20 protein-coding genes are annotated in these 16485 nt (G+C 71.4%); 11 read left to right on the plus strand and 9 right to left on the minus strand.

The genetic code is table 11. From position 1 onward, the window contains the following. Positions 1-67: 67 nt before the first annotated feature. Positions 68-2122: a M14 family zinc carboxypeptidase gene (locus JKJ07_RS07475; protein ID WP_202990486.1), complete on the minus strand. Its 2055-nt coding sequence runs from the start codon at positions 2120-2122 to the stop codon at positions 68-70. An 84-nt stretch (positions 2123-2206) separates the two neighbouring features. On the opposite strand from JKJ07_RS07475, the gene JKJ07_RS07480 reads away from it, so the two are divergent. Together JKJ07_RS07480 and JKJ07_RS07485 are read left to right on the plus strand one after the other, a co-directional pair. After that, positions 2207-2608 carry a hypothetical protein gene (locus tag JKJ07_RS07480; RefSeq protein ID WP_202990487.1) on the plus strand — a complete coding sequence of 134 codons (402 nt, stop codon included), beginning with the start codon at positions 2207-2209 and terminating at the stop codon, positions 2606-2608. A gap of 10 nt (positions 2609-2618) precedes the next feature. Then, positions 2619-3080 carry a hypothetical protein gene (locus JKJ07_RS07485; protein WP_202990488.1) on the plus strand — a complete coding sequence of 154 codons (462 nt, stop codon included), beginning with the start codon at positions 2619-2621 and terminating at the stop codon, positions 3078-3080. On the opposite strand, the gene JKJ07_RS07490 is transcribed toward JKJ07_RS07485, so the two are convergent. The 3 genes from JKJ07_RS07490 to JKJ07_RS07500 form a co-directional block, all read right to left on the minus strand. Then, entirely contained in the window at positions 3063-4268 is a 1206-nt protein-coding gene (locus JKJ07_RS07490; RefSeq protein ID WP_202990489.1) for an RNA polymerase sigma factor, read from the minus strand. The two genes, JKJ07_RS07485 and JKJ07_RS07490, sit on opposite strands and share 18 nt — an antisense overlap. After that, positions 4265-4606, minus strand: coding sequence for a YciI family protein (locus JKJ07_RS07495; protein WP_202990490.1), 342 nt, complete (start codon positions 4604-4606; stop codon positions 4265-4267). The genes JKJ07_RS07490 and JKJ07_RS07495 overlap by 4 nt, the downstream gene beginning before the upstream one ends. Before the next feature lie 69 nt (positions 4607-4675). Next, on the minus strand, positions 4676-5542 hold the full coding sequence (locus JKJ07_RS07500; protein ID WP_202990491.1) for a S66 peptidase family protein: 867 nt from the start codon (positions 5540-5542) through the stop codon (positions 4676-4678). 115 nt (positions 5543-5657) lie between these two features. On the opposite strand from JKJ07_RS07500, the gene JKJ07_RS07505 reads away from it, so the two are divergent. From JKJ07_RS07505 to JKJ07_RS07515, 3 genes are read left to right on the plus strand one after another with little or no spacing between them, the layout of a single operon-like run. Further along, positions 5658-6242, plus strand: a complete 585-nt coding sequence (locus JKJ07_RS07505) for a cysteine hydrolase family protein (RefSeq protein ID WP_202990492.1) — start codon at positions 5658-5660, stop codon at positions 6240-6242. A 7-nt stretch (positions 6243-6249) separates the two neighbouring features. Beyond that, a complete protein-coding gene (locus JKJ07_RS07510; RefSeq protein ID WP_202990493.1) occupies positions 6250-7131 on the plus strand; it encodes a GlxA family transcriptional regulator in 882 nt (293 codons plus the stop codon). Positions 7132-7140: 9 nt separating this feature from the next. Beyond that, positions 7141-7824 carry an HAD family hydrolase gene (locus JKJ07_RS07515; protein ID WP_202990494.1) on the plus strand — a complete coding sequence of 228 codons (684 nt, stop codon included), beginning with the start codon at positions 7141-7143 and terminating at the stop codon, positions 7822-7824. On the opposite strand, the gene JKJ07_RS07520 is transcribed toward JKJ07_RS07515, so the two are convergent. Beyond that, positions 7821-8033 (minus strand): hypothetical protein, encoded by a 213-nt coding sequence (locus JKJ07_RS07520; protein ID WP_202990495.1) that lies wholly within the window; start codon positions 8031-8033, stop codon positions 7821-7823. The two genes, JKJ07_RS07515 and JKJ07_RS07520, sit on opposite strands and share 4 nt — an antisense overlap. Positions 8034-8176: 143 nt before the next feature. Between JKJ07_RS07520 and JKJ07_RS07525 the strand changes: the two genes are divergently transcribed. After that, complete coding sequence (locus tag JKJ07_RS07525) at positions 8177-8917, plus strand: dienelactone hydrolase family protein (protein ID WP_202990496.1); 741 nt, start codon at positions 8177-8179, stop codon at positions 8915-8917. On the opposite strand, the gene JKJ07_RS07530 is transcribed toward JKJ07_RS07525, so the two are convergent. After that, complete coding sequence (locus JKJ07_RS07530; RefSeq protein WP_202990497.1) at positions 8859-9500, minus strand: peptide chain release factor-like protein; 642 nt, start codon at positions 9498-9500, stop codon at positions 8859-8861. The two genes, JKJ07_RS07525 and JKJ07_RS07530, sit on opposite strands and share 59 nt — an antisense overlap. After that, positions 9500-10549: an RNA ligase RtcB family protein gene (locus JKJ07_RS07535; protein WP_236028463.1), complete on the minus strand. Its 1050-nt coding sequence runs from the start codon at positions 10547-10549 to the stop codon at positions 9500-9502. The genes JKJ07_RS07530 and JKJ07_RS07535 overlap by 1 nt, the downstream gene beginning before the upstream one ends. Positions 10550-10697: 148 nt before the next feature. On the opposite strand from JKJ07_RS07535, the gene JKJ07_RS07540 reads away from it, so the two are divergent. From JKJ07_RS07540 to JKJ07_RS07550, 3 genes are all read left to right on the plus strand, one after another. Then, a complete protein-coding gene (locus tag JKJ07_RS07540; protein WP_202990498.1) occupies positions 10698-11666 on the plus strand; it encodes an NAD-dependent epimerase/dehydratase family protein in 969 nt (322 codons plus the stop codon). A gap of 187 nt (positions 11667-11853) precedes the next feature. Next, positions 11854-12423: a nucleotidyltransferase family protein gene (locus JKJ07_RS07545; RefSeq protein ID WP_202990499.1), complete on the plus strand. Its 570-nt coding sequence runs from the start codon at positions 11854-11856 to the stop codon at positions 12421-12423. Beyond that, entirely contained in the window at positions 12416-13513 is a 1098-nt protein-coding gene (locus JKJ07_RS07550; RefSeq protein WP_202990500.1) for an XdhC family protein, read from the plus strand. The genes JKJ07_RS07545 and JKJ07_RS07550 overlap by 8 nt, the downstream gene beginning before the upstream one ends. Here the strand turns inward: JKJ07_RS07550 and JKJ07_RS07555 are convergent. Both JKJ07_RS07555 and JKJ07_RS07560 read right to left on the minus strand, forming a co-directional pair. Beyond that, positions 13501-14037 (minus strand): dihydrofolate reductase family protein, encoded by a 537-nt coding sequence (locus JKJ07_RS07555; RefSeq protein ID WP_202990501.1) that lies wholly within the window; start codon positions 14035-14037, stop codon positions 13501-13503. The genes JKJ07_RS07550 and JKJ07_RS07555 overlap by 13 nt on opposite strands. 9 nt (positions 14038-14046) lie before the next feature. After that, entirely contained in the window at positions 14047-14808 is a 762-nt protein-coding gene (locus JKJ07_RS07560; protein WP_202990502.1) for a class I SAM-dependent methyltransferase, read from the minus strand. Between the two features lie 444 nt (positions 14809-15252). On the opposite strand from JKJ07_RS07560, the gene JKJ07_RS07565 reads away from it, so the two are divergent. Both JKJ07_RS07565 and JKJ07_RS07570 read left to right on the plus strand, forming a co-directional pair. Next, positions 15253-15795, plus strand: coding sequence for a nuclear transport factor 2 family protein (locus JKJ07_RS07565; protein ID WP_236028464.1), 543 nt, complete (start codon positions 15253-15255; stop codon positions 15793-15795). A 22-nt stretch (positions 15796-15817) separates the two neighbouring features. Then, positions 15818-16483 (plus strand): SanA/YdcF family protein, encoded by a 666-nt coding sequence (locus JKJ07_RS07570; RefSeq protein WP_202990503.1) that lies wholly within the window; start codon positions 15818-15820, stop codon positions 16481-16483. Positions 16484-16485: the final 2 nt, after the last annotated feature.

Consider the following 16485-nt stretch of genomic DNA (forward strand, 5'->3'; position numbering starts at 1 on the left):
CTCTCCGTTCGTTGCCGTGCCAATAATTTGTACCCCAACTATCGGCACGGCACCAAACGGATGTGAGCTAATCCCGCGCTTTGTCCCGGGCCACCCATACGAGTTCCACGAGACCACCGGCGTATTCCTGTGACTCGGCGTGCGCCTCGTCGAACGGCGGCTGGAACCCGACCCCCTCCCACTGCTGGGTCGCGTCGTTCCACCGGTCGTTGCCCACCTCGAAGTCCCAGGCGTCGACCCCCAGCTCGTAGTACAGCTGGTCGGCCGAGTTGCCCGCCGCCGAGTACAGCACGTCGGCCACCGGCCCGGTGTACGACGGCCACGTCACCGTCCCGCGCTCGGCCGAGATCGCGCCCACGATCCGCCGCGCGCTGTCGAGGAAGAACTTCGACTCGTCGATCGACGGCCGGGGCAGCGTGACCCGCCCGTCGGCCCGATAAGCCCCCGGCGGCCACATGAAGTATCCGCCGTAGCTGTGCACGTTCATCGCCAGCCCGATGTTCGGATGCGCCTTGGCCAGGGCGATCACGTTGCCGCTCTCGGCCTCGGACAGCTCGGCCGTGCCCGCGTACGTGCCCGAGAGGCAGTTGGCGCTGGCCCCGACATAGCCGTCGAAATACGACCCGACGGTGTAGTTGCGGTTGAGGTCGACGCCCCACGAGTCGCGGTTGCGCGGGTCGCGAGCCGTGCCCGTGCAGTGGTTGACGAGGTTCTTGCGCTGGAAGTTGTAGTCGTTGAAGGAGTAGTTCGCGCCGTCCGGGTTGACCGTCGGGACCACGAACACGTCCACGGCGTCGACCAGCTCCCGGGTGGCCGCGTCGGTCGCGTAGTTGGCCAGCAGCCGCTCGGCGAACTCCAGCGTCACCAGGGGCGTGGCCCACTCGCGGGCGTGCTCCTGCGAGTACGCCAGCACGCCCGGCTTCGACCCGTCGCGGACCTTGCCGATGCGCAGCGCCTGCACGGTCCACGGCGCGCGGGGGACCTCCGTGCCCTTGAGCCCGTCGTCAAGCCGTACGGGGCCCGCGACGGGCATCGGCACCCCGGCCGAGCCCTCCTCCACGAACGCCCGGAACTGTTGCGGATAACGCGCCGTGATGAAGGCGGCCACGTCGTCAGTCGTGCTGATCACCTTGCCGCCCGCATCGGTGGCCAGCCGAACGGTCAAGACCCGGTCCCGGTACGTCGCGGACAGCGGACGGTTGGGCAGGCCCGGGTCGACCGTCCGCACCTGCACGCCGTTCATGGCCTGGGACCCGAACCGCACCGACTCCACGACCACGGCGGCCGCGGCCGGATTGCCCAGGTAGCCCACCGCCGTACGGCGATAGCCTTGGGTCTTGTTGGGCAGGTTGATCACGTCGACCAGCGCCGGGTACTGCCGGGCCAGCCGCCTGATCCGCGCCTGCACGTCGACCGGCGTCATGTACGCGTCGACGAAGTCCTTCTGATAGCCGCTCGGCGGGGCCGGCGGGGTCGCCCCCGGCCAGGCCGCCGGCGTGACCGCGCGCGACGTCCCGCCCAGGCTGGAGGTGGCCGTGACCTGGACGGGCTTGGCCGGGACGGGCCGCGGCAGCGTGAAGTGATACTGGTATTCGCCCGAGTCCTCGAATCGGACGAGCGGGAACGACCCGGTCGCGCCGTCGGCCGTCCGCCAGGTGACCGTGATCTCGACGTCCGGGTCGGCGGTGGCGGTCGTGGCCACCTGGGTCTGCAGGAACGTCTTGCCGCCGGTGGTCCACCAGTACGCCTGGAGGAACTGCAGCGTGTCGGCCTGGAGCGCCTGCCGCTGGGCCGCGACCCGGGGCGCCTGCGACGACCGCTGGATGACCTGCACCGGCACGGCCCCGCGGCCGGTCAGCGTGGCCAGCTGGGCCTGGTCGACGACGAGGTCGGCCAGCACCACGCCCTGCTGGGTGCGGGGCCGGGCGGCCAGGTCGGCGCCCTCGGCGACGAGCCGTTGCAGCGCGGCCTCGTCGGGCAGCCGGAAGCGGACGAGCGCGGCTTCCCCGGCGGCCAGGGTCAGCGCCGGTTCGTCCGGCGCGGCCTGGGCCGGCAGCGCGGCCGGCGTGATGGTTAACGCGAGAGCGGCGGCGACCGCCACCCATCGAGCTCGAGACGACATCGAACCCCCTGCTTCATTGAAGGATGTCGCTCCCCACCCCATCCGTCGCATAGGTGTTTGTCAATGAAGCTAGAGTTTCCCCTCATGTCGGACCTGAGAGAGTTCCGCCGCGTGTGCCACGAGGGGGCCCGCCTGACCGGCGGCCGGGTGACCGAGTTCCGGGTCTCCGACCGGGTGACCCCGAACTTCCACCAGGGGATCGTCGACTACGGCGACCGGACCGTGGCCGTCGTCATCGCCCGGGACACCGGGGCCGTAGCCGTGGCCGAGCCGCGTAGCCTCGACGGGGACTGGGGCCCCCTGACGTTCGTCGACCTTCCCGATCTGATCGGGGCGCTGGCCTTCGCGGGGGAGTTCCGGGTGCTGACGCCGGAGGAGCTGGCCGCCCCGCTCGATCCGGCGCGGTGGCCGGAGCTGAGCGCGTACGACATCAGGTCGTGGAAGCCGGAGTCGACGGGTGCGGCCCTGTTCAACTTCTGGGACTGAGAGGGAAACGGTGACCACCGAGTTCGAGGGCGTGCGGGAGCACCTGAAGCCGGACGAGACCCTGCGCGCGGCCGTGTGGGCGAGCCGGGCCGACGGGCTGACGGCGGCCGGGCTGTCCAAGGCCGAGTTGTCGCCGTTCCGGTTCCGTCGGCCCGTGCCCAACCGGCCCGGCGACCGTCGCGGCGTGCACGGCATCCCGACCAGCCTCGCCGTCGGCCTCGACGAGCACATCCGCACGGTCAGCGACCCTCGCGTGCTGGCCCTGACCGATCAGCGGCTGCTGGTGCTGGCCAAGCAGAAGACCTGGTTCCGGCCCTCCACCCCGCTGCGCCTGCGCTGGGAGTGCCCCCGTACGGAGCTCAAGTCCTCGGCCGGCCAGGGCAACGGCCGCCTGCGGCTCGACTTCGCCGACGGGTCCGCCGTCACCCTGATCACCCCGGCCGCCGGCCTGCGCTCATTCCTGCAGGGCTGACAGCCGCGCGGCGAGGAAATCGCGCTCGGCCTGATTGTCGGTCAGGGCCAAGGCTTCCCCGTACGCGGTGATCGCCTCGGCGGCGCGGCCGAGCCGGCTCAGGAAGTCGGCCCGGGCCGCCGCCAGGTAGGGATAGGTGGCCAGGGCGGGCTCGGCGGTCAGCGGTTTCAGCTCGGCCAGTCCCGCCGCGGGGCCGTCGCGGAAGCCGATCGCCACCGCCCGGTTCAGCGCCACGACGGGGGAGCCGTCGGTCAGCCGGAGCAGCACGGCGTAGAGGCCGGCGATCTCGGACCAGTCGGTCTGCTCCCACGACGGGGCCTCGGCGTGCACGGCGGCGATCGCGGCCTCGACCGAGTAGCGGGACGGCGGGTGACGGCGCAGCGAGTCGGTCAGCAGGGCCACACCCTCGGTGATGCGATCGCGATTCCAGAGCGTGCGGTCCTGCTCGGACAGCAGTAACAGACGGCCATCGGGCGCGACCCGGGCCGCCGAGCGGGCGTCGTTCACCAGCAGCAGGGCCAGCAGGGCGGTCACCGGCGCCGCGCGCGGCATCAGCAGGTGCAGCGTGCGGGCCAGCTCGAGCGCGCTGGCGGTCAGGTCGGCCCGGGTCAGCGACGGGCCGGTCGGGGCCGTGTGACCGGTCGTGAACAGCAGGTGCACCACCTCGAGGACCGGTTCGAGCCGCTCGGCCAGGGCCTCCGGCGGCGGCACCCGATACGGGATCCGGGCCGTCGCGATCTTCTTCTTGGCCCGGGTCAGGCGGGCCGCCATCGTCGCCTCCGAGATCAGGAAGGCCCGCGCCACCTCGGCCGTCGACAGGCCGCAGACGAGCCGGGCGGTCAGCGCCACCTGATGCTCGCGGGACAGCGCCGGGTGGCAGCAGGTGAAGACCAGCCGCAGCCGATCATCCCGATCCTGCTCGTCGGTCAGCAGCAAGGGGAGCCGCCGTTGGAGCGCCGCCTCCCGCCGCAGCAGGTCGATCGCGCGGTTCCGGGCCACCCGGGTCAGCCAGGCGCCGGGCCGGTCCGGGATCCCGTCCCGGCCCCACGTCTCCAAGGCCTGCGCGTACGCGTCCTGCGTGCACTCCTCGGCCAGGTCGAGATCGCGCGTGACCCGCACGGTCGTCGCGAGCACCTGGGCCCAGTCGCGGCGGTGGGCCTGGGCCAGGGCGTCCGCGACGGCGGTCATCCGTGATCGACGACGGGCCGGATCTCGACCCCGCTGTGCCCGGCCCGCACCTCGGGCAGCAGCTTGGCCAGGGCCAGCACCTCGTCCAGGTCGTCCGCCTCGAGCAGGTAGAACCCGCCCAGCGCCTCCTTGGTCTCGAGGAACGGCCCGTCCAGGGTGGCGGACCCGCGCAGCGTCGTCGCGTTCGGCGACGGCTCCAGCTCCTGCCCGCCGAGCACCCGGTCACCGGCCGCCCGGCGGAACTCCTCGTGCGCGGCGTCGTGCTCGCGCCGCTGCTCCGCGGTCAGCGCCTCCCACTGGGCCGAGTCGCCATAGATGAGCAGGGTGTACTTCGCCATGATCAAAGCCTTCCGTCGTGGGTCGATCTCACCTCACCGACGAACGGCGCGGCCCGGGAATCGACAGTCTCAGGAAACCGCCGGCTCGATGGTCAGCGTGCCCGCGTCCGCGTCGAGCATCGCGGGCGTGCCGACCGGAATTGCCCCTTGACCGATCGGCAGACCACCCAGAATCGGTACGCCCAGTGGTGCCAGCCGGTCACGCAACACGTCGAGCACATTGCCCGGCCCGCACTCGGTGTAACGACCCACGGCCACCCCCCGTACGCCCTTGAGCCGCCCCGTGCGGATCAGCATGGTCAGCTGCCGATCGATCTGGCCCGGCCGCAGCCCGTACGCCTCCAGCAGCAGTATCGCCCCGTGCAGGCTGGGCAGCACCCACCCGGCGGCGGTGGCGATCTGCTCCTGGTCGCCCCCGAGCAGCACCCCGGACGCCCGCCCGCTCGTGGTCAGCTCGCCCGTGTGCGAGTCGGGCTCGGCCCGCACGACCACCGGCTCGGTGCCGAAGGCGGCCGCCACGAACGACTGACCGGGCTCGCCGTAGACGCCGGCCAGCCCGGCCCGCTCCCAGAACGCCAGGTGCAGGATGGTGCACTCGCGATAGCCGACCAGCAGCGTCGGCAGGTGGGCCGCGGTGGTGTAGTCCAGGTCGTCCGCGATGCGATGCGCCCACGGGTCGGCGCCGACCGCGATGATCGCCTTGACCGACAGGTCATGCAGGGCCCGGTCGATGTCCTGGACGCGATCCCCGTCGTCCAGGGCGTCCAGCACGTGCGTGCCCACCGAGACCTCGAGACCCTGGTTCTTGAGCCACTGGGTCGTCCGCTCGACCTCCGCCTGCTCGGGCGCGCCCGTCGGCGCCACCACCCGCACGTGGTCGCCGGCCCGCAGCCGCGGCGGCCGGACGACATCGACATACTCGTATGCACTCTGCACTCCGGCATTATCGCGTCGCTTTTGCCGCGCCGCCTCGGACGACCGACCGGATCGTTCCGCCTCGGGACGCGATGGTGCCTGTTCCGGCCTCGATGAAAGGCGAAGTCTTGACGGCATGACTACCGCGCTCCTCGTCATCGACGTTCAGGAATCGTTCCGGCAGCGACCGCTCTGGTCGACCCTCGACAACCCCGCGCTGATCGCCAACGTGGCCCGCCTCGTCGACGCGGCGCGGACGGCCGGCGACCGGGTCGTCTGGGTGCTGCACGCCGAGCCCGGCACCGGCAACCTGTTCGACCCCGCCTCGGGGCACGTGCGGGTGGTCGACGAGCTCAAGCCGGCCCCGGACGAGCACGTCGTCGTCAAGACCTCGCACAACGCCTTCAGCACGACGAATCTGCAGCAATACCTGACCTCGTACGGGGTCACCGCGGTCACGACGTGCGGGCTGCGCACCGAGCAGTGCGTCGAGACCACCACCCGGGTCGCGTCCGATTTCGGCTACGAGGTCACGTTCGTCACCGATGCGACCGGCACGTTCCCGATCCCGCACTGGACGGCCCCGGCCGAGCAGACCGTCGCGGATCTGCTGGCCGACCCGCGTACGCTGGCCGCCGCGGACGTGGTGTCCCGCACCGAATACGCGCTGGCCGGCCGGTTCGCCGCCGTGCGTACGGTGGACGACTATCTGGGAGAGTGACCGGATCGTGCGCCGGGTGGTGTTCGTCCTGACCCCGCGCCTGCACCTGCTCGACCTGGCCGGGCCGGCCCAGGTGTTCTCCACCGCGCCCGGCTATCGGCTCGACTACGTGGCCGAGACCGAGGCCGTGCCGTCCTGGCAGGGCGTGACACTGCAAGCCGCCGTCGAGTGGCCCGCGCTCACCGCCGACGACCTGGTGCTGGTGCCGGGCTGGCGGGACGGGTACGAGCCGGTCGGCCCGGCCCTGCTCGAGCGGATCGCGGCCCACCACGCGGCCGGGGGCACGGTCGCCAGCGTCTGCTCGGGCGCCGAGGCGCTGGCCCGGGCCGGGCTGCTCGACGGGCGGCGCTGCACCACCCACCACGACCTGCAGGATCGGCTGGCCCGCGAATATCCGCGGGCCTCCGTCGTACGGGATGTGCTGTTCGTCAGTGACGGCCGGGTGGTGACGTCGGCCGGGATCGCCAGCGGCATCGACCTCGCCCTGCACCTGGTGGCCCAGCGGCACGGCCCGGCGGTGGCGGCCCGGGTCGCGCGCGAGATGGTCGTCTACGCGCGCCGCAACGGCGACGAGCAACAAGCGTCGGCCATGCTGCGCCACCGCGCGCATCTGAGCGACGTCGTGCATCGTGTGCAGGACAGGATCGACGCCCAGTTCACCAGGCCGCTGCCGCTGGGCGCCCTGGCCTCCGGCGCGGGCGTCAGCGAACGCACCCTGACCCGCCTCTTCGAGACCGCCACCGGCCGCACGCCGCTGCGCTATCAGCAGCAACTCCGTGTCGAACGCGCCGAATACCTGATCGGCCACGGCGCCACGGTCGAGTCGGCGGCCCGCGCGGTCGGCTTCAGCGACGCCCGCATGCTCCGCCGCCTGCGAGCCCGCGCCTAAGCTGCTCATGTGTTGCGCGCCGTATTGCTCGATCTGGACGACACGCTCATCGATCACCACGGGGCGGTGCGGGCGGCGCTCGACCGCTGGCTGCCCGAGTTCGGTGTCGCGTCGACTTCGGACACTTACGCGCTCTGGGACGAGGTGCAGGAACGGCACATGGTGGCCTGGCGCGAGCGTCGCGTGACGTTCGCCGAGCAACGACGACGCCGGCTGCGCGACTTCCTGCCGCAGATCCAAGTCCCGTACGAGGAAAGCGCGCTGGACGACATCTTCGAGGGCTACCTGCGGGCGTACGAGGCCTCTTGGCGCCGTTTCCCCGACGTGGACGATGCGCTGGTCGCACTCGCGGCCGCGGGCCTGGCCACCGCCGTGCTCACCAACGGCACGGTCGCGCAACAACGCGCGAAACTCGTCAAGGCCGGGCTCGAAGGCCGGGTCGGCCCGCTGTTCACGGTTGAGGATCTGGGCGTGGCCAAGCCGTCGCCCGACGCGTTCCGGCTGGCCTGCGAGCGCCTCGGCCTCGAACCGGCCCGGGTCGTCAGCGTCGGCGACCGGCACGACCTCGACGTGCTGCCCGCCCGCGCGGCCGGCCTGCGCGCCATCCACCTCGACCGCCACGACGCCGGCCCGCACGACGAGCCCGACCGCCTGACCACGCTGGCCGGCCTGGCCCCGGCGCTGTCCCGCTAAAGCTTGTTCAGGCAGTACGTGTCGGTATTGCTCAGGGCGTCCTCGAGCGACCCCTCGGGATAGCGAAAAATCTGGATGTCGTAGCCGGCGCAGACCGTGGGGCCGATCTCCTTGACGACGTGGGTCGGCTTGGGATCGCCGCCGCCTTTGCAGGGCAACTCCCCGAGGAACTTGTCGCCCTGCACCCGGACGCAGTCGCCGACGAGCACGCCTTGGCCGCCGCCGCCAGGGTCGCCCGGGTGGGGTGGTTTCAGGTTGCGGACGGTCCCGAGCGACCGCGCATAGAAGACACGCTATCTGTGGAGCGCCACCGCGCGGCCGGGGCGCGATCTTGTCAGTAGGGTGCGGCCTTATGAAGGTGAGCGAGGAAGACGTACGGATCCCCGGGGCCGGACACGAGATCCGGGCCAAGGTGCTGACTCCGGTCGGCGGCGGCAACCGGCCGGGGGTGGTGCTCTATTCCGACATCTTCCAGCTGACCGAGTCGACGCTGCGCACATGTCGCCGGCTGGCCGCGGCCGGGCTGATCGTCTGCGTGCCCGAGATCTATCCGCGCGGCGAGCTGGCCGGGGTGGCCCTCGAGTTCGACGACGCGGGCAAGCAGGCCGGGCTGGCCGGTGCCGCGTCGATGACGACCGCCGAGTTCGACGAGGATCGGGTGTCCGTCCTCGACTACTTTGCCGAGCGCCCCGACGTCACCACCGTGCACGCCGCGGGTTACTGCCTGGGCGGGCATCTGGCCTTCCGGGCCGCGTTCGACGAGCGGGTCGCCTCCACCGTCTGCTTCTATCCGACCGGCCTGCACAACGGCGCACTCGGCGCCGACCACTCCGACGCGCTGGCTCGCGCGGCCGACATCCGGGGCCAGCTGATGATCATCTTTGGGTCGCGGGACCCGCACGTCCCCGCCGCCGCGCGCGCCCAGATCGTCTCCGCGCTCTACGAGGCGGGCCACGAGGATCTGGAACTGCACGTCTACGCCGGCGGGGAGCACGCGTTCATGCGCGATGTCGGCCCCCGCTACGACCCCGAGCTCACCGACCGCGGGCTCGACGAGGCCGTCTCGTTCCTGCGCGGGCGCTCGCTTCAATAGCCGGCCTCTCCGTCCGAGTCGGGTTTCCCCGTACGAGGTCGTCGTGCACCCGCCAGCGGGCGGTGATCGCCTCCCGCTCGGCGGCGGCGTCGCCCGACTCGAGGCGCTCGCGCAGCAGCCGCATCGCGAGCCGCCGGTTCAGGCTGAACTGCCGCTCGGTGTCGACCACGACGACCAGCCCGGACGGCCGGTGGGTGGCCCGGACGGCCGTGCTCGCCTTGTTGCGATGCTGGCCGCCCGGCCCGCCCGTGCGCGTGGCGACGACGTCCACGTCCGCCTCGTCGAACGTCGTGCGGGCCGCCTCCATCGAGCACGGCTGCGAGATGACGTACCAGTTCTTGCGGCCGGTCCCCGTACGGAAGGGGCTGGGGGCCTGCCAGCACAGCGTGCCCGTCCAGCCCTGCGCGAAATCGGCCGCGCCCTCGCCGTCGATCTCGACCACCACGGACCGTTGCATCTCCGTCTTACCGATCGTGAGACCGCCCGCGGCCGCCTCCGTTTCGAGCCGCCGGACGAGCTCGGCCAGCGCCCAGTCGCACTCCCGCGGCCCGCGCCCGGCCGAGATCAGCAGGTGCACGCTCATCAGCGGTCCCGCGTCTTGTAGGTGACCAGCGGGATCGTGACCGCGACGGGCGTGGCCAGCTCGTGCGCGACCAGGTCGCCGATCACCTGCTCGATGCGCTTGTAGGCCGTCGGCGCCTCCTCGAACAGCAGCTGCCGATCGCCGCAGACGACCAGCGACCCCACCGCCGTACGCCGGAGCTCGGTCACCGTGTGTTTGGCCTTGTTGCGCCGCAGCGCGTCGGAACGTGACATCTTGCGGCCGGCCCCGTGCGCGACCGAGAAGTTCGCCTCGGCCCCCGCATGCCCCGCGACCAGGTAGGACGGCGTGCCCCGGGTGCCCGCGACCAGCACGTCGTTGCCGATGCCCCGGGCCGCGCCCTTGCGGTGCAGGTAAAGACCGTCGCGCACCTCGACGAAGTTGTGACACTCGTCGACGATCGGCTCGGCCGTGGCCGCCCCGAGCGCGTGCGCGACCCGCTCGGCCATGAGCCGCCGGTTCAGCGACCCCCACCGTACGGCTTGGTCGTGGGCCTCGAGATAGGCGGCGGGATCGGCGGCCGGGCCCGCGCCGTGCACCTCGGTGTGCGCCCGCAGGATGCTCTCGCCCAGCCCGCGCGACCCGCTGTGCACGATCAGCACCAGATCGCCCTTGCCGACGCGGCCCTCCTGCATGACCTCGTCGACCCGGGCCAGCTCGACGAAGTGGTTGCCGCGGCCGACCGTGCCCAGGCTCTCCGGGTGATCGGCGGGGATCTCGTCCGGCCACAACTCATCGTCGGGGGTCAGCGCCCGGTCGAGGTCGGGGAAACGGGCGGCCAGCCGTTCGAGGTTGGGCCGCTTGAGCTTGATGGGGAAGACGGCGATGCCGCAGCCGATGTCCGACCCCACGAGGAACGGATAGAGGACTGACGAAAGCATGGCGGCGCCGATCGGGGCGCCCTTGCCGGGGTGCAGGTCGGGCATGCCGGCGACGTGCCGCATGCCGTCGAGGGCGGCGACGCGGTGGCACTGGTCGACCGCGTCGGACTCGATCCAGCTTTGGGAAGAGGCGAAGACTCGCACAGACAAGGCGGATGCTCCGGAGATGACGATGGGGCGGACACACCTCGAAAGAGGCGCCGAGGAAAGGCTGGGTTTGGTCCGTCAGTACGTCATGCCGGAATCGTCGCGAACCCTGAGCCGCGAGGCAACCGATTTACCGGACTAGGCTGACCGGATGCGTCGAGTAGTGGTGATCGGGGCGACGGGACAGACCGGCAGCTATCTCGTGCCCCGGCTGGTGCACGCGGGCCACGAGGTGATCGCGGTCAGCCGCGGCGACCGCACGCCCCACCAGGAGCGCCCCGAGTGGCAGGCCGTGCAGCGGGTCACCGCCGACCGCCGCGCCGAGGACACCGCCGGCACGTTCGGCGAGCGGATCGCCGCCCTGCGCCCCGACGCGGTGATCGACATGATCTGCTTTACGCCCGGCTCGGCCCGTCAGCTCGTCGAGGCGCTGCGCCCGGCCCGCCCGCTGCTGCTGCACTGCGGCAGCATCTGGGTGCACGGCCCGGCCCAGCGGGCGCCGCTGACCGAGGACGAACCGCGCACCCCGTACGGCGACTACGGCATCGGCAAGGCCGCGATCGAGGAACTGCTGCACCGCGAAACCCTCTCCGGCGGCGTCCCCAGCGTCGTGCTGCACCCCGGTCACATCAGCGGCCCCGGCCGCCGCGCCATCAACCCGGCCGGCAACATGGACGCCGACGTGTGGCGCCGCCTGGCCGTGGGGGAGCCGGTCGCCCTGCCCGCGCTGGGCATGGGCATCCTCAACCACGTGCATGCCGACGACGTGGCCCAGGCCTTCCAACGCGCCCTGACCCGGCCCGCGGCCATCGGCTCCAGCTTCCACGTGGTCGCCGAACAAGCCATGACGTCCCGCGGCCTGGCCGCCGGCGTGGCCGCGTGGTTCGGCCGCACCCCGTCGCTGGACTTCGTCGACTGGCCCGAATTCGCCGAACGCGCGGGCAAGGAAAACGCCGACGTCACCCGCGAACACATCGAACGCGGCATCGCGGCCAGCATCGACCGCGCCCGTACGATCCTCGGCTACGCCCCGCGCTACACCTCCCTGGAAGCCATGCACGGCAGCCTGCTGTGGATGGTCGCCCATAACCAGGCCGACGTGGGCGGCCAGCAGTTCTGAACCCACGGCTCGGAGCCCGCCCCCCCCGCAGCCACCGAATGATGAGTCGCAGCGCCACCGGCGGCCTGCAGTTGTCACCGTCACCACCGCTACCGGCCACCCCCGCAACGCGTTTCGCCTCGGGAGTCGGAAATGTCGTTCGGGTCAGGGTCGGGATCATGGGCCCGCGGCGGACTAGGCTCGATCTATGGCGTGGGTCACGGCCGGGCTGGTGCTCGCCGCTGGGGCGGGGCGACGCTACGGCATGCCCAAGGCCCTGATCCCCTATCCCGACAAGCTGCTGGTCGAGCGGGCCGCCGACACTCTCCGTGAGGCCGGCGCGTCACCGGCCGTCGTGGTGCTTGGAGCGGAAGCGCAGCGGGTAATCAATGCCGTGCCCGCCCTGCCCCGAGTCGTCATCAACCCCGACTGGTCCTCCGGCATGGGTTCGTCGCTGCGCGCCGGCCTGCAGGCCCTCGACGAGTCGGTCGACGCCGCGGTGATCGTGCTGGTCGACATGCCGGGCATCACCCCCGAGGCCGTACGCCGGGTGGTCGCCCACGCCGCCCCCGACGCCCTGGTCATGGGCGGTTATCAGGGCCGGCGCGGGCATCCCGTCCTGCTGGGCCGCGACCATTGGCCGGGCGTCATCGAGTCCGCCGTCGGTGATCAGGGCGCCCGGGGCTATCTCAAGACCCACCCCGTACGGGTGGTGCCGGTCGACGACGTGGCCGACGATCTCGATCTCGACGTTCCGGAGCTGAACCCTCATGCGTGACGTGCTGGACAAGCTGCTGGACTGGTGGGAGGCCGGTGAGCCGGTGGGGCTGGCGACCGTCACGGCGACCTGGTCGAGCGCGCCCCGCCAGCCGGGCGCGGCCATGGTTGTCGGGCCCGGCGGCGAGGTTGTGGGCAGCGTCTCCGGCGGGTGTGTCGAGGGCGCGGTCTACGAGCAGTGCCTCGAGGCGATCGAGAGCGGCGAGGCCCGCACGGTCCGGTACGGCATCAGCGACGACGACGCGTTCGAGGTGGGCCTGACCTGCGGCGGCATCATCGAGCTGCTGATCGAGAGGGTCGACCGGCAGTCGTTCCCGCAGCTGCCCGAGCTGGCCGCGGCGATCGGGACAAGCCGGCCGGTTGCGCTGCTGACCCGGCTCGACGACGCGGCGCACCTGCTGGTCACCCCGGACGAGCGCACCGGCACGCTGGGCGGCGACCGGGTCGACGACGCCGTCACCGACGACGGGCGCGGGCTGCTGGCCGCGGGGCGTACGGGTGTGCTCCACTACGGACCGTCGGGGGAGCGCCGGGGTGAGGGACTCTCCGTGCTGGTCGCCTCGTTCGCACCGCCGGCCCGGATGCTCGTCTTCGGCGCCACCGACCACGCCGCGGCGACCGCCCGGATCGGCTCGTTCCTGGGCTATCACGTGACCGTCTGCGACGCGCGGCCCGTCTTCGCGACCGCCCGGCGCTTCCCGTCGGCCGACGAGGTCGTCGTCGACTGGCCGCACCGTTATCTCAACGCCGAGGTCGAGGCGGGCCGGATCGACGAGCGGACCGTCCTCTGTGTGCTGACCCACGACCCCAAGTTCGACGTGCCGGTGCTGGAGGTCGCGCTGCGGCTGCCGGTCGCCTACGTCGGGGCGATGGGTTCGCGGCGCACGCACGACGACCGCAACAAGCGCCTGCAGGAGGCCGGCCTCACCGACGACGACCTGGCCCGGCTGGCCTCCCCGGTCGGCCTCGACCTGGGCGCGCGCACCCCGGAGGAGACCGCGGTCAGCATCGCCGCCGAGATCGTGGCCCTGCGCTGGGGCGGATCCGGCGCCCGGCTGACCGCGACCGCCGGGCGCATTCACCCCGAGTAGGCGTATTCCAGCAGCACCACACCCGCGACGAAAGCCTTCGCCCGTACGGGTTGCAGCCGCAGCTCGTGCTCCTCGAACAGCCGAATGCCGTGCCCCTGCACCACCGGATAGACGAAGAGCCGGTAAAGGTCCACCAACCCCGTCGGAACCAACGACCGTACGAGGGTCGTGCTCCCCGTGACGGTGATGTCCTTCCCGTCGGTGGCTTTCAGGGCCGCGATCTCCTCTTCCAGGGGCCCGCTCAGGATCGTCGTGTTCTGCCAGTCCGCCTTGTCCAGACTGCTCGACACCACGTATTTGGCCACCTGGTCCAGATAGTCCGAGACCGGCCCCTGCTGATGCGGCCAGAAACCGGCGAATTCCTCGTACGTCACCCGGCCCAGCACCAGCGCGTCGGAGTCGGCACTGTTCTGATTGTTGACGACGGTCAGTTCGTCGTCCGGCACCATCGGATCGAACCAGTCACCCATCGGCGAGATGAACCCGTCGAGGGTGATGTTCTCCGTCACCACGAGTCTGCGCATACTTTGCATCTACCCTCGTCGCGCTGTCCACAACGTCGCCGACCGCCGCAACACGAACCCGGGCCGCTCGACCATCTGCTCCAGCAGCCGGGCGTGCATCTCGGCCCGCCGGAACGCCGTCAGGTTGTCGATGAACCGCCCCGACCCGTGCGACCGGCTCCACCGCCAATAGGTCTCGCCGTCGGGCACCGGAATGGCGACCTCCAGGGTGGCCGCCGTGAGATCCTCGAGCCCCGGAAAGCCGTCCTCGAAATCGAAGTCGTTCCCCTGACGGCCGTGCCCGCTCTGCTGATAGCGGCGGTACTCCGCATACAACTCGACCAGCGGGTCGTCCCACGGATCCGGGCTGCCGTCCGCCCGCCCCGGAACGGTGAAGGCCAGCCGCCCGCCCGGCCGAGTCACCCGCAGCGCCTCCCGCAACGTCGCCTCGGGATCGGTCACGATATGAATCGCGAACCCGCACACGACAAGGTTGAAACTGTCATCGGGAAACCCGAGCCGGCTCACATCCATGACAGTCGCCGGCACCCCAGGATGAGCCGCCTGCAACAACGCAACCATCCGCGGCGCCGCATCCACGGCGGTGACATCCGCTCCCCGCGCGAGCAAAGCCTCGGTCAGCGCCCCGCGCCCCGCAGCCAGATCAAGCGCCCGTACGCCCACCGGCGGCGCGAGCTGCTCAACAGCAAGCCCGGCAAACCCCGAGAAGAACGGCAACACTTCGTCATAACGCTCCGCCACCCCATCGAAGTGGGCGATCACCGCATCCATCACCGCGCAAGCCTCGCACGCCCACCCACCGCCGCCGGAGTTATCCACAATCAGCCGGTTCCCGCACCCGCCTGTGGATAACCACCCGTTCCCGTCACACCCCAGGCGTAAGGTCTGCCCTGCCCTGCCCTGCCCTGCCCCGGGTGGGTGGGGGTTTGGGATGGCCGTACCGCGCGCGAACCCTACCCGGGATGGGTATGACGACGTGATCACCGTGGCTTCGTCGTATCCGGAGCCGTCGGCAGCGCCGCGACTCGGCAGCGCCGCAACTCGGGCAGCGCCGCACTCGGCAACGCCGCACTCGGCAACGCCAGTAATCCGCAACTCGACAGCCGTGATCCGCGACGAGGTCAAGCGGCGTCTACGGCGCCTAATGGTTGGCGGTGTGTTGGGGGCGGAGCTATCGTCGGCCGTCGCGTGCTGAGTGTCGTGTTTGGAGCTGCGATGAGCTTGAGCGTTGAGGACCGGCTGGAGATTCACGAGGTGATCGCCCTGCACGGTCATCTGAGCGACGCCGGCGCCTACGAGCGGTTCAACGAGGTGTTCACCCCTGACCTGGAGGTCGACGCGAGTGCCCTGGGCCGCGCGCCGCTGCCGGCGTCGGACCCGTCCCGGCCGCGGCTCGACATCTATATCGCGGCTTCGCACCGCCTCGGCCCCGACGGCCCGATCGCCCATCACGTCACCAACGTCATCGTCCGCGCCGAGGGTGACGGCGCCCGGGCCTGGTCGAAGGGGTTCGCGTTGACCAAGGACGGCTCGTCGGCCAGCTTCACATACGAGGACAGGCTCGTCCGCACCCCGCTGGGCTGGCGCATCGCACACCGAACGGTCACACCCCGCCGAGAGGCCGGCCGCGGCGTCGAACCTGCCGCAAGCGGGTCGAAACCAGCAGGGTGGCCGAAACAAGCAGGCGGCCCGAAACAAGCAGGGTGGCAGGAACAAGCAGGGTGGCAGGAACAAGCAGGCGGGCCGAAACAAGGGTGACAACGACGCCTACGCTGCGCCCGTGAGTTCAAGGGTGTCCAAGCGGCGATGGCTTGTCGGCGCGGTGCTGGTGTTGGTGCTCCTGGTCAGCGCACCCTGGATCTGGACGACCACAGCGGCCATAGGGCATGTGTACGACGTGGCCGACGCGCCGGCGGCCGACGTGGTGATTGTGCTGGGGACGACGGTCGGTGCCGGTGGGCAGCCCGAGTCGCGGCTGGCCGGGCGCCTGCAGACCGCCGCCGACCTGGTCTCCACGGGCCGGGCCCGGGTGGTGCTCGTCTCGGGCGACGGTGGCGGCGACTCCGGCGACGAACCGGCGGCGATGACGGCCTATCTGACCGGCCCGCTCGGGGTGGACCCGGCCCGCGTGGTGGCCGACCCGAACGGCCTGGACACCTACGATTCTTGCCTCCGGGCCCGTGACGTCTTCGGGGTGCGGCGCGCGCTCGTCGTCACCCAGGCGTATCACCTGTCCCGCGCGGTGACGCTCTGCCGCAGCCTGGGCCTCGACGTGGACGGCGTCAAGGCGAAGTGCGACGGCTGCGGCCGGGCCCTGCTCGCCGAGAAGTCGGTGCGCGACTACTTCGCCAGCGGCAAGGCCGCCTGGGACGCCGTACGGCAACGGCCCCCAGCGGTCACGTCACCACCGAGCCCGGCGATCCAGGACGCCCTGGCTCGGAGCTGACC

The organism is Paractinoplanes lichenicola (genome assembly GCF_016785085.1).
Classification (GTDB): Bacteria; Actinomycetota; Actinomycetes; order Mycobacteriales; family Micromonosporaceae; genus Actinoplanes; species Actinoplanes lichenicola.

Bases quoted from the DNA above. Each gene is read 5' to 3' on its own strand.
- JKJ07_RS07550 (WP_202990500.1), top strand. From the start codon at position 12,416: ATGCGTGACGTGCTGGACAAGCTGCTGGACTGGTGGGAGGCCGGTGAG.
- JKJ07_RS07525 (WP_202990496.1), top strand. From the start codon at position 8,177: ATGAAGGTGAGCGAGGAAGACGTACGGATCCCCGGGGCCGGACACGAG.
- JKJ07_RS07495 (WP_202990490.1), bottom strand. From the start codon at position 4,606: ATGGCGAAGTACACCCTGCTCATCTATGGCGACTCGGCCCAGTGGGAG.
- JKJ07_RS07565 (WP_236028464.1), top strand. From the start codon at position 15,253: ATGAGCTTGAGCGTTGAGGACCGGCTGGAGATTCACGAGGTGATCGCC.
- JKJ07_RS07490 (WP_202990489.1), bottom strand. From the start codon at position 4,268: ATGACCGCCGTCGCGGACGCCCTGGCCCAGGCCCACCGCCGCGACTGG.
- JKJ07_RS07505 (WP_202990492.1), top strand. From the start codon at position 5,658: ATGACTACCGCGCTCCTCGTCATCGACGTTCAGGAATCGTTCCGGCAG.
- JKJ07_RS07475 (WP_202990486.1), bottom strand. From the start codon at position 2,122: ATGTCGTCTCGAGCTCGATGGGTGGCGGTCGCCGCCGCTCTCGCGTTA.
- JKJ07_RS07540 (WP_202990498.1), top strand. From the start codon at position 10,698: ATGCGTCGAGTAGTGGTGATCGGGGCGACGGGACAGACCGGCAGCTAT.
- JKJ07_RS07555 (WP_202990501.1), bottom strand. From the start codon at position 14,037: ATGCGCAGACTCGTGGTGACGGAGAACATCACCCTCGACGGGTTCATC.
- JKJ07_RS07560 (WP_202990502.1), bottom strand. From the start codon at position 14,808: ATGGATGCGGTGATCGCCCACTTCGATGGGGTGGCGGAGCGTTATGAC.
- JKJ07_RS07480 (WP_202990487.1), top strand. From the start codon at position 2,207: ATGTCGGACCTGAGAGAGTTCCGCCGCGTGTGCCACGAGGGGGCCCGC.
- JKJ07_RS07530 (WP_202990497.1), bottom strand. From the start codon at position 9,500: ATGAGCGTGCACCTGCTGATCTCGGCCGGGCGCGGGCCGCGGGAGTGC.
- JKJ07_RS07545 (WP_202990499.1), top strand. From the start codon at position 11,854: ATGGCGTGGGTCACGGCCGGGCTGGTGCTCGCCGCTGGGGCGGGGCGA.